Source organism: Candidatus Synechococcus spongiarum SH4 (assembly GCF_000586015.1).
Lineage (GTDB): Bacteria > Cyanobacteriota > Cyanobacteriia > PCC-6307 > Cyanobiaceae > Synechococcus_B > Synechococcus_B spongiarum_F.
In genome coordinates this window covers 1-11244 of the sequence record NZ_JENA01000033.1, presented here as the reverse complement: position 1 = coordinate 11244, position 11244 = coordinate 1, and the positions used below count along the sequence as shown (strand labels likewise).

The 11244-nt window shown below is 61.1% G+C and carries 6 protein-coding genes and 1 pseudogene; 4 read left to right on the top strand and 3 right to left on the bottom strand.

The annotated features are described in order from the left end of the window. The coding region (locus BG35_RS0102865; protein WP_034416702.1) for an IctB family putative bicarbonate transporter at window positions 1–1101 on the top strand (1101 nt) is incomplete at its 5' end. A 45-nt stretch (window positions 1102–1146) separates the two neighbouring features. Here BG35_RS0102865 and BG35_RS0102860 read toward each other — a convergent pair. After that, window positions 1147–4533 (bottom strand): type ISP restriction/modification enzyme, encoded by a 3387-nt coding sequence (locus BG35_RS0102860; protein WP_025781615.1) that lies wholly within the window; start codon window positions 4531–4533, stop codon window positions 1147–1149. 360 nt (window positions 4534–4893) lie between these two features. Here BG35_RS0102860 and leuC point away from each other — a divergent pair, with 360 nt between their 5' ends. Together leuC and BG35_RS09965 are read left to right on the top strand one after the other, a co-directional pair. Next, a complete protein-coding gene (gene leuC / locus BG35_RS0102850) occupies window positions 4894–6336 on the top strand; it encodes a 3-isopropylmalate dehydratase large subunit (RefSeq protein ID WP_025781614.1) in 1443 nt (480 codons plus the stop codon). Continuing rightward, a pseudogene (locus BG35_RS09965) lies at window positions 6333–6939 on the top strand (3-isopropylmalate dehydratase small subunit). Before leuC ends, BG35_RS09965 begins: the two are co-directional and overlap by 4 nt. Here BG35_RS09965 and BG35_RS0102840 read toward each other — a convergent pair. Together BG35_RS0102840 and BG35_RS0102835 are read right to left on the bottom strand one after the other, a co-directional pair. Then, the gene (locus BG35_RS0102840; protein ID WP_161632509.1) at window positions 6909–9035 is read right to left on the bottom strand and encodes a DUF3769 domain-containing protein; all 2127 of its coding nucleotides are present in this window, start codon (window positions 9033–9035) and stop codon (window positions 6909–6911) included. The pseudogene BG35_RS09965 and the gene BG35_RS0102840 overlap by 31 nt on opposite strands. Window positions 9036–9148: 113 nt before the next feature. Next, on the bottom strand, window positions 9149–9271 hold the full coding sequence (locus BG35_RS0102835; RefSeq protein ID WP_025781612.1) for a photosystem II reaction center protein I: 123 nt from the start codon (window positions 9269–9271) through the stop codon (window positions 9149–9151). A 136-nt stretch (window positions 9272–9407) separates the two neighbouring features. Between BG35_RS0102835 and BG35_RS0102830 the strand changes: the two genes are divergently transcribed. Continuing rightward, window positions 9408–11244, top strand: a 1837-nt coding sequence (locus BG35_RS0102830; protein ID WP_025781611.1) for a glycoside hydrolase family 38 N-terminal domain-containing protein, incomplete at its 3' end; no start/stop codon positions are given.

Below are 11244 nucleotides of genomic sequence, written 5' to 3'. Positions count from 1 at the left end.
TCCATGGGTCGGCTGCTGCTGGTGTTTCTGGCCGTTGCCGTGGTGGCCACAGGGTTCTCGCCGGTGCCCCGGGAGGCGCTGCGGGGTCTGCTCAAGCTGATCCTCTACCTGGGAGTCTGGGGGTTGGCCGCCCGACTGCTGACACGGAACCGGAACTGGTGGAATCCCGTTCTGGCGGGCCTGTTGCTGGGGGGGTTGGCGGAAGCGGTGCTGGCCCTGCGCCAGTTGCAGGGGGGCGCCATTGCCCTGGCCACGTGGTCGGATGAGGCCTCCATCCTTCTGGGCGCCGAGCGGCTCTATGGCAGCCTGGGCAACCCCAACCTGCTGGGGGGCTACCTGGTTCCCGTCATCCCCCTGGCCATTGGCGCCGCGCTCCATTGGCGCAGTTGGCCCAGCCGTCTGTTCGCCGCGGTGACCGGAGGGCTGGCGGTGCTGGCGCTGACGCTCACCTACAGCCGGGGCGCCTGGCTTGGGCTGGGGTCAGCTTTGGCCTGCTTCGTTCTGCTGTGGGGCTGGTTTGCCCTGCCCAGGCTTCGTGGGCGGCGGCAGGCGGTCTTTTGGGTCCTGCTGGGAGCGGCGCTGCTGGGGGCGGTGACCCTGTCAGGGTTGCTGGAGCCACTGCAGGTGCGGCTCCTCAGCGCTCTGGCGGGCCGTGGCGATAGCTCCATCAACTTCCGCATCAACGTCTGGATGGCGGCCTGGCGAATGGCGCAGGATTACCCCTGGACAGGCATTGGTCCCGGTCAGGATGCCTTCAACCGCATCTACCCCCTGTATCAACAACCCCTGTTCAATGCGCTGAGCGCCTATTCCATGCCCCTCGAGCTGGCTGTGGAGCTTGGTGTTGCCGGGCTGCTGGCGGGAATTGCGATCTTTTGCCATGCCCTCCGCCAGGGCTTGCGCCAACTCAAGACGTCTGTGGAAGAAACGGGGGAGAGGGGCTGGTCCCAGATCAGCGCCATGGCCGCCGTGGCGGGTCTCGGCGCCCATGGGCTGGTGGATACCATCTTCCTGCGCCCGGAAGTGCAGTTGATCTGGTGGCTCTGCATTGCCTTTCTGGCCACCCCACAACAGCCGCCCCGGCCCCCGGTGAACCCATGAGGCGCGACGGACCGGAGGCTGACCATACTGAAGCTCAACGTTATTTCACCTTCCTTGGAAGGTATTATCTTCAGGGATGAAACTGCATTGTTGATCATCCGTGTCCATGGAGTGGACCGTGCTGAAAGTGTCGAAGGCGCCGTTGGTGCGAAGGACGTGGGCGTTAATCATGGGGCCATCACAGATGCGGTTGAGAAGGTCGGCTTGGCGCGGCTCCAGCGCAACCAGGCGGCCAAGGATGTTGAGCACGTTCATCAGTTCCGTTGTGTATTCGGCAAGCCAACCAGGGGGCTGAATTCTGGCCAATGGCGATGGCGGGCGACGATCGCCAATGATGGGACGGGAGCGATCAAAACGACGGTAACTGAACCACTGGACAAGCACCTGCTTGCCGGAAATTTCGTACTTCCATACCGAAGGCGGTACGTTGTCAATGAAGCCGTCCCCGATACTCAGACGACAGACCGTCTCATCATAGGTCATGGAATCAGGAAAGTGCTCAGGTTGAGTAGGAATGGCGCCAGTTCTGGGGATAATTGGGCGCTTACCTTTTGGCATTCGTGGTGCAGCCTTGGGGCGTCCTGCGTTACGGTCAACAAAGCGTTCACCGAAACAGTGGAGCCAGATAATCTCTTGCCCAATCTGAACAGCCTCGGCAAACAGGGAAGCATTTCCGGTGAGAGGGAAACGCAGTCCCGGCTGAACAAGGTCATCTCGAAAACGTTCCGTGTATCCAGGGTGGGCGGCGACGGCGGCAAAATAGGCCATCATAGCTGGTGCGCTGACAGAGACTCCCAAAGCCTCGGCTACCTGTTGGAGCACACCCACCTTGATGTTTGACTTCTGACCATGACGGTCAGCCCAGAGAGGAAATACGCGCCCTCCAAAGGATCCTTTATAATGGCTTAAATCTGGTATGACAGCACAAAACGTAGCTGCTGGCCCTGCAGTTGGCCGGTCTGATTGTAATGCTGTCATGTAAATCTGGTGATTCGAGTGGATGCACCAAAGTTTTGGATTGGGTTGGTTTATGAGACGCCCGTCAGGAATGATCCATTGTCGATCAAAGGAACGATAGCCGTATCGAACAGGTGAAATCACCTCTCTTGTATCCAAGGCAACAGGACCAGCGCGAAACTCATGACCATGGAGACCCCGTTGTAATGGCTTGTTAATGTGTTTATCCCCTGGGCCGCCATTTCGAAGATGTGGGCGAAACAGATTCTCTTTCTTTTCGAGATTTACTTCTGCTTGCAGCGCTTTCCATCTCTGTTCAAGTGATGTACGATCAGGAGCGATGACCCAGATGCGTCCGGGCATGACGCCAGAGCCATCGTAGTCAAACAAGGTCTCAAGCGCAGCAAAGTTGGCCCACGCCCCATCAGACTCGGGGAAGAACGGAGCGCGGGGATCAGCAGGACATTCCCGCCACCCATCATCATCCAGGACAATCCTGTCAAGGGCGGCAAACTTGTCATTGCGATGTCCCGGTGGCAGGACACGATACCGCACCTGTGCCGGATTTTTGGAACTCCCATTGGTGCTCTGCAGCGCCATGACGATACAGACAGGCTGCTGTACGCCTTGGAACAGGCGCGTCGCCACCTCCGGTTGATGCCCCTCTGGCGAGCAGTCGATGACCCAGATCTCGTCTGCGTCTTGGCGCAACTCGGCGCGCATCTTCTGAAAGCCGGGACCGCTCAGAAATCCTGCAACAGTGATGAAGGAAACAATGCCCTTCCGGTTTGATCTACGGCTGTTGATTGATGAAGAGCTGCCATCTCCGAATACTTTCCATGTGGCCCATCTCCAGAAATAGACATAGAGATTGCGCAAGTGCTTGGCATGGCGACCCACGTTCCAATCTCTGGGTGGGATCCATTGGCTGAGTGGCGCTGCAGTTGTGACGTCTTCTGTACCGTTTTCAATCCAGTTCCCCAATCCTTTCGCCTTCTCTTTGTACGGCGGATTGCCAATAACAACGGTGATCTTTTCCTGCCGCTTGATTTTATTGGCACGGCGGCGAGATTCGCCAAGGGGCATGAGGATCTGAGGGATGTAATCGTCCTCCTCATAAGGATTGCCAAGGGTGTCCGTTACAAAAAGCCGTATATTGGGTGTGGCGTTAGGATTGTCCAGGAGCGATTGCAACTCCGCGAGAATGCGCAACTGAGCCACGGCAAAAGGGCCAAATTGAATCTCGAATCCAATGAGGCGGCTGATGGCGGCTTCAATCACGCCAGGAACAGCCCCTACCCCTTGATCGGCTTCTGTTGTCTCGGCGATCCGCCGGAAAACAGCGAGTAAATAGGCGCCGGTTCCGGTGGCTGGATCGGCAACGGTGACGTCCGGGGAGGCAAGCCCTTCTGGCAAGCCAAACCTTTTGTCGCATTGAAGAGCCTCATCCACCAGCCGCACCATGGCGCGAACAACCTGGGCAGGGGTGTAGTAGGAGCCTGTTTTCTTCCGCAGATCGTTATCATAGATGCTCAGGAAATCCTCATAGAAGTACAACCAGGTTTCCTGGTCGCTCTTACTGATGGCAGGCCAGTAAACGGTATCCAGCACCCGTGTCAATGTGTCAATAGATGTTTTCAGGGTGGCTTCGTTGTCAACATCATCTGTGAGAAGGCGGAGCGCTGTGCCGATCAGTGTGTTGGTCTGACGCAGTGCGTAGGCCACCCGGTCAAGACCGTCCGCCAGGGAAATATCCTGTGCCCGCGCCATCAGAAGGCCGAAGGTCACCGCCTGGGCATAACCATCCGCAAAGGCTTCGTCCGTTGCGTTTGGAAACAACAGTCTGCGCCAATCCGTTGCCAGATTGGTGAGGGAAGCTGACCCTTGTCCCAACTGTTCTGTCACTTCTTCGCGGACCAGGCGGCAGAGGCGGGCCGTGGTCTCGGCAAGTTCTTGGGCTGAACGGGGCGGCCGTGGTTCCCATTGAAAGAAATCGGCAAACAATGACAGCAGTCCCTCGTCAGAAACGGCCAACCTGTTGCCAGCGGTCTCGATGTCCCCCACCAACTGTACGACTGTCCCCTGTAATTCACCATTGCGCCAAAGGCTGAACCTGTTGCCATCCGTATAGATCAGGTTGGGAAGAGTCTGCAGCTTTGTCCATTGATCCTTGTCATGTTGCTCACGAAATCGTCTTGGGTCCGCTCCTTTGCCCGGCGCCTTGATCTCGATAAAACCAACCAGGACATTGTTGTGGGTGACAGCATAATCCGGGCGTGTTTTCAGGCTGGCGAGGGATGTTTCCCCAACCATGACGACGCTGCCCGGTTGCAATCCCGTTAGTTCCGCGAGATTGTCGATGAGCGCCTCCAACGGCGACCGCAGTTGATCCTCGGGCGCACCACTGGCGCCGGGATTGCTCAGCTTCACCTTCGCGTCAAGACCGAAGGTGGAGACGGCCTTCTGAAGTGTCATGGGCAGCCGTAGTCCCGCATCCTTACCAAAATCAAGCCCCGACCTCCAATGATTGGCCTGACCCTAACACCCATGGAGGCACTGTCTTGGATGCAGGGAAACCATCTGGAGTTCATTGCATCAGGCAGGCCCGGATTGACGGGTGTGGCCCACAGGCTGGCGGTCTTCTGCCCTGGCGCTGGGGGATAAGATCCCGGCAGCACGGCGCCTCGCCTTCACCATGGGCAGCGGGCGCCCTGGCCGGTTCGCTGGCCAGAATGCTGCCGATCCTGCTGGCGCGCCTCGTGGAGAATATTGAGCGCCCTGGCCCCAGGGTGCTAGGGTTGAACACCCTTCCCCTTCGCTGCAGGACGATTCCCCTTGAGCACAGGCACGCTCTATGACAAGGTCTGGGGGCTGCATCGGGTGGCGGAGTTGCCGGGTGGTCAGACCCAGCTGTTCATCGGCCTGCATCTCATCCACGAGGTGACCAGTCCCCAGGCGTTCGCCATGGTGAAGGAGCGGGGTCTCGGCATCCGTCATCCTGAGCGCACCGTGGCCACGGTGGATCATATTGTCCCCACCACGGATCAGGGCCGTCCCCTGGCGGATCCCCTGGCGGAGGCCATGCTCAGCGCCCTGGAGAAGAATTGCGCCCACTACGGCCTGCAGCTCTATGGCTTTGACAGCGGCCAACAGGGCATTGTCCATGTGATTGCTCCGGAATTGGGGTTGAGTCAGCCGGGCATGACCATTGCCTGCGGTGATTCCCACACCTCCACCCATGGGGCGTTTGGCGCCATTGCTTTCGGCATCGGCACCACCCAGGTTCGCGACGTGCTGGCCAGCCAAAGCCTGGCCATGGATAAGCTGAAGGTGCGCAGGATTTCCATTCACGGCGCCCTCGCCCCTGGCGTCTTTGCCAAGGATGTGGCCTTGCACGTCATCCGCCGTCTCGGGGTGAAATCCGGCGTTGGCCATGCCTATGAATTCGCCGGGAGTTGCGTTGCGGCCATGGCCATGGAGGAGCGCATGACCCTGTGCAACATGTCCATTGAAGCGGGGGCGCGCTGTGGCTACGTCAATCCCGATCAGGTGTGTTTTGACTATCTTCACAATCGGCCCTGTGCCCCCCGGGGGGCGGCGTGGCAGCGTGCCGTCACCTGGTGGCGCAGTCTTGCCAGTGACGGGGATGCCGTCTATGACGACGAGGTGACCATGGATGCCGGGGAGATCGCCCCCACCGTCACCTGGGGCATTACGCCAGGACAGGCCATGGCTGTGGACGAGGTGGTTCCCACGCCGGATCAACTGCCTGCCGGGGAGCGGCCTCTTGCCCAAGAGGCCTATCGCTACATGGATCTGCAACCGGGGCAGCCCATTGCGGGAACGCCGGTGGACGTGTGCTTCATCGGCAGTTGCACCAACGGCCGCCTCAGTGATCTGCGGGATGCCGCGCTGGTGGCCAGGGGGCGCCATGTGGCCGACGGCATGAAAGCGTTTGTGGTGCCCGGCTCTCAACAGGTGGCCAGGGCTGCGGAGGCGGAGGGCCTGGATGCCGTTTTTGCCCAGGCGGGATTTGAGTGGCGCCGGCCGGGCTGCTCCATGTGTCTTGCCATGAACCCGGACCGGCTGGAGGGGCGTCAGCTTAGCGCCAGCTCCAGTAACCGGAACTTCAAAGGGCGTCAAGGCTCGGCCTCCGGCCGCACCTTGCTGATGAGTCCCGCCATGGTGGCTGCCGCTGCGGTCAGCGGTGTGGTCACGGATGTGCGCACCCTGCTGGGCGCCGCAAAGGAGGGCGGAACGGCCCCTGTGGAACCATGACGCCGGCCCCCGTCACCATGGTGGAGGGCAGGGCGATCCCCCTCCAGGGCCATGACATCGACACGGATCGCATTATTCCAGCCCGGTTCCTGAAAACCATCAGCTTTACGGGCTGGGCAACCACGTCTTCGCCGACGACCGAGCCGCAGCGGGGGGGGGCATCCCTTTGATCGCCCCGAGCACCAGGGGGCCAGGATTCTGGTGGTCAACCGCAACTTCGGCTGCGGCTCCAGCCGCGAACACGCCCCCCAGTCCCTGCGGCGGTGGGGCATTGCCGCTGTGATTGGTGAGAGCTTTGCCGAGATTTTCGCCAGCAATTGCCTTGCCCTGGGTATGCCCTGCCTGAGGGGAGACACGGGGTCAGTTGAAGACATCCAGCGACTGGCCCAGGAGCGGCCCGATGTACATTTCCGCCTCACCCTTGCCGCACCCACCCTCCGTGGGCAGGACCGTCATTGGCCCCTGATGATCGAGAGTGGCCCGCAAACCATGCTCATGAGTGGTTGTTGGGATGCCACGGGCCTGCTGCTCAGCCATGGGGATGAGTTGCAGCGGACAGCCTTACGGCTTCCTTATCTCAACAACTTTGCGCCATCCGGTTGACCGCCCATCATCCGGTGGCCAGGATGATGGGATGCAGGGGAAAAGGGGTTTCCTGTACCACGCCAGTCAAAGCCGTTGATGCGAATTTGTAGACCGCCCACCTTACGCTCCGGGCTATAAAATAGTCCCAAATCATAGGCACGTCGCTGCCATTTCAGTTCAAAGATGGAGTCAGTTCTTTTGCCATATTTCTCTGATCGTCCATCTATATTGTAGGACATGCTTGTTGACAGAAGCAAGGGACCAGCCAAATGCTGTGTCCATGAGACATGAAGCAAGCCCAAATCCACAGCCCGGTCAAAGCTGAATCGGCTGCGCTGTTCAACAATGGAAATACTGCTGCCAATTGAGAGTCTTGTGTAGTCAAAAGAGGGGCGACTGAAATGGCCCATAGCCACATCGGACAGGATGCCAAATGTGTAATATCTCTGGCCGCTGTGGTCAGCATAACTTGATGAATGGGCAATCAGAAACGTGGAAAGTGAAGCCTCGGGGCGAATCGGTTGGGGAACATGGCGCAGCGCTTCTCTGGAATCCTCCAGAGTTTCACCTTGCCAGATGGGCAAGGTGGAGGTGAGACGCCCATATCCCGATGCACGCCATGTCTCTCCCGATAGGTTTTTCGTATCAAAGACCGTGGTGTTGATGTTTTGCAGGCCCAATCTCCAGAACAGGCGATTGCGCAGGGAACCCCATGGTGGAAGCTGGACATCCTTCTCCAGGAACCCACCAAAAGCCGTGTAGACATCCTGCTCCCCCAGGGAGCCGTTCCAGACACTGAAATTATAGGCGGCGTTGAGGGTGGCCCTTGTTTCACCGAGGAGAGGCAGGGGCAACGGGTGCAGGAGATGAGCCTCCGCACGTGTCTGGCTGGCGAGATGATGGGGGGAGAGGGTGGAGAGGTCAGCATGCAACTGGAGTGTACCCTGCGGTCCCACCGGGCGGCTATAGAGAACATCCATCCCGAAAAGATCCCCCACAGAGATGTCCTGCCGGACGGAATCAGCCTCGGTAGAACCATATGGGGGAGGATAGGCACTGGTGGCGCCCCCCACAGCACGGCTCACCATCAACTGGGGCCTGAGGGTCAACTCACCGCCAAGGAGAGGATGGAATGCCAGCGTGTTCTCCACGTAGAAACCATCGCGCCTGTTCTCATCGCTGAGGAAGGCCCAGGACGGACTGTCGCTACTGAGGGAAATGCGGCGCGGTAGGGGCACGGACAGCCTGCCGTCCAGCAGGCCGCGGTTGGTGGCGCTGGTGAGGATCAGCGTGCCGTCCGGCTGTTCCCGGACTTGGCTGTCCCGGCCTTCGAGGATCACTTGGGCCGGCGTCAGTGGATCGTTGGTCAGCGCAATCAGAGGACTGGTCCATGCTTCCGGCGTGAGGAAGAGGGACTTGGCCTGGAAACGCCAGCGGCTGATCCTGCCCTGCCCCTGATTCAACCGCTGACTCAAATCCACGCTCGCCAAGGCAGGAGGAACCACCGGGTCATGAACATCCACTGCCCTTGTTTCCCCCTCCTCCTCCCCTGTCTCGTCGGGCTGGAACTCCCTGCCAACGCCCAGGCGGTATTCCAGTTGCACCCCCGTTTCGGAGGTGATTTCCCGGACCCGTTGATCCTCCAACAGGCTGGACCACGGGTCATCCGGATCAACGGTTCCTGCTTCGGAGACGGGCTGGACTGGTGAACTGCTGAGGATGAGATCCGTGGCGTGGTGGTCAAAGTTGATTACCCCATACACGTCCCGCAACTCCCCCTCCCGGTTTTCCAGGTTGTACCGCAGGGAATGGGCCTGGAGGTACTGGAATCCCCGCCGGAAACGCACGGCGCCGCTGGCCGTCAACAGCCCGGCGCCCCGCTCATAGGTGACCCGCTCCGCCGCCAGATCCCCACCGGCAAGATGCAACAGCACATTGCCCTCCGCCACCAGACGGTCCTGTTGGAGGTCGGCGTATTGGCGGTCCGCACGGATGATGAGGTTCAAGTCGCTCCATGGGGCGGAATCAGCCCTGGCGCTGTCGCCGCCATGGTTCCCATGGCTTGGCGTCAGGTCTTCCGCGCCCAAAGCAGGGCTGTGCCCCAGTCCCCCCATGGCTGCGAGCACAAGGAGACAGACCACCCGGCAACAATCAGCCAACACCCTCAACCCTTAAGCCTGCCGGTAAAAGGGAATGCTATGGGCTCTTGTGGAGAGGGTGTCCGGGATCACTCCTCCAGATCCTTGCGGCTTGGGGTGCGGCTGGGATCACTACTGACCAGTTGGCCGAACACAAAGAGACCAATGAAAAAGAAAACAACCGCGTAGACGGTGATCTTGAGAGCAAGCATGGTGGTGGTGCGACAGGAGCCGGAGCGCACAGGAACCCATGGGACTGAATCCGTGCGCCTGTTGCATCCTATGGTCCCCGGGCAGCGGAGACACCCTGGTCCATAGTCTTTTGCAAAGCCTGGCGGCGCCCCGATCATGATCCAGGCCACGGCGCGGACACCAGGCCCGGGAGGCTTTCCCTGGAAGCTGGACTTGCAACATCGCTGGCGTCTGGACACCGGGATCCCGGCACTGGCCCATGTCCGTCGCCTGCCGCTTCGGCAGGACTGGCAGGCCCGGGGTGACCTGGTGTGGCCCCGGGGCGGCTGCCCCCTCCGCCTGCACCTTGTCCTGACAACCCCGTTGTCCTGGCAAGGTCTGCCCCATGGGACATTCATCCCCCGGCTGGTGTTGCTCTGGTGGGCGGAAACCGCGGTACTCAAGGTGGATGGAACACCCCGGCGCCACGGTGATCTGTTTGCCAACACCTGTCGTCTCCCCCTGCCGTCTCGCTGGTTGGCGGGTACGCCCCTGCTGGTGGAGTTGGAACTGCACAGCCCTTGCCATGAGGAGGGTTCCCTGTGTCACAGCAGCGTGGTGCTGGAACCCCGCCGTCACAGGGAGGACCCGCTCCATCTGCTGAGGAGCACGGAAGAGGATCTCATGGCTCCGGGCCATACAGGGGCAGGGCAGATGGGCCCCGGGGATGATCGCGTCACGTTGTTGAGCCATGCCCATCTGGATCTGGCCTGGCTCTGGCCCGTTGCGGAAACCTGGCGGGCGGCGGTGGACACCTTCACCAGTGTGCTGAACCTGATGGAGGAGCACCCCGACCTGTGCTTCGGCCACTCCACACCAGCGCTATATGCCTGGCTGCAACAGCATCGCCCAGCCCTTTGGCGGCGCATCCACGCCCTGGCCGAGGCTGGTCGCTGGGAGCCTTTGTGTGGTCCCTGGGTGGAAATGGATTGTGTGCTGATCAGCACTGTTTCCGTGTTACGCCAACTGGAGACGGGGCAGCGCTGGAGTCGGCGGCACTTCCCCCGGTGGCGCCATGACCTGGCCTGGCTGCCGGATAGTTTCGGGTTTGCCGCAGGTCTCCCCCAGACCCTGGCGAGCCAGGGCATCGCTTGGTTTTTGACCACCAAGCTCGCTTGGAATACCCGGAACCCCTTCCCCCACCGCCTGTTCCGCTGGCGTGACCCCAGTGGGGCGGAAGTGCTGGCGCTGCTGCCAGGCCCCCTCAGCGCCACCGGGGACCCTCTGGCGATCCAGAAGGCCCATGGGGAATGGCGCGCCCGGACTGGCGTCAACAGCAGCCTCTGGCTGCCCGGCGTGGGCAATCATGGGGGCGGTCCCAACCAGGACCTGATGGATCAGGTGCAGCTCTGGTGGGGACACCCTCAACTGCCCCGGTATCGCCATGGCGCGCTGCGCAGTTGGTTGGAGGATCTCAAGCCCCTGACCCCCACACTGCCGGTGTGGGCCGACGAGCTTTACCTGGAACTGCACCGCGGCTGCGCCACCACCCACCCCGACCAGAAGCGCCACAATCGCACCGCCGAGCGGCTGTTGCTGGAGGCGGAGCGGGTGTTGTGGCTGGCCCGGCATCTGGGCCATGGCCAGTGGACCCTGGCGGGGGAAGACGGGAACTGCCCCCTCCAACAGCTTAGGCGCTGCTGGCAAACACTCCTGTTCCACCAGTTCCACGACATCCTGCCCGGCACGGCCACCGGCGAGGTGTTTGCCCAGTTGGAGGCTCCCTGGCGGCGCCTGAGGCGCCAGGCCGGCCACATCCGCAATCAGGCGCTCCACCAGCTTCTGGGAACCGGGCCTCGGGATGGGCATCCATCGGCGCCGGCCGATCACTGGGTGGCGCTCCAACTGCAACCGGCCGGCCCCTGGCCCCGGGTGGTGCGTCTTCCCCGGTCTCAACAGCGCCAGGTCCTGCCCCCCATGGCAGGTCTGGGTTGCTGGCGGCTGCAAGGGGCAT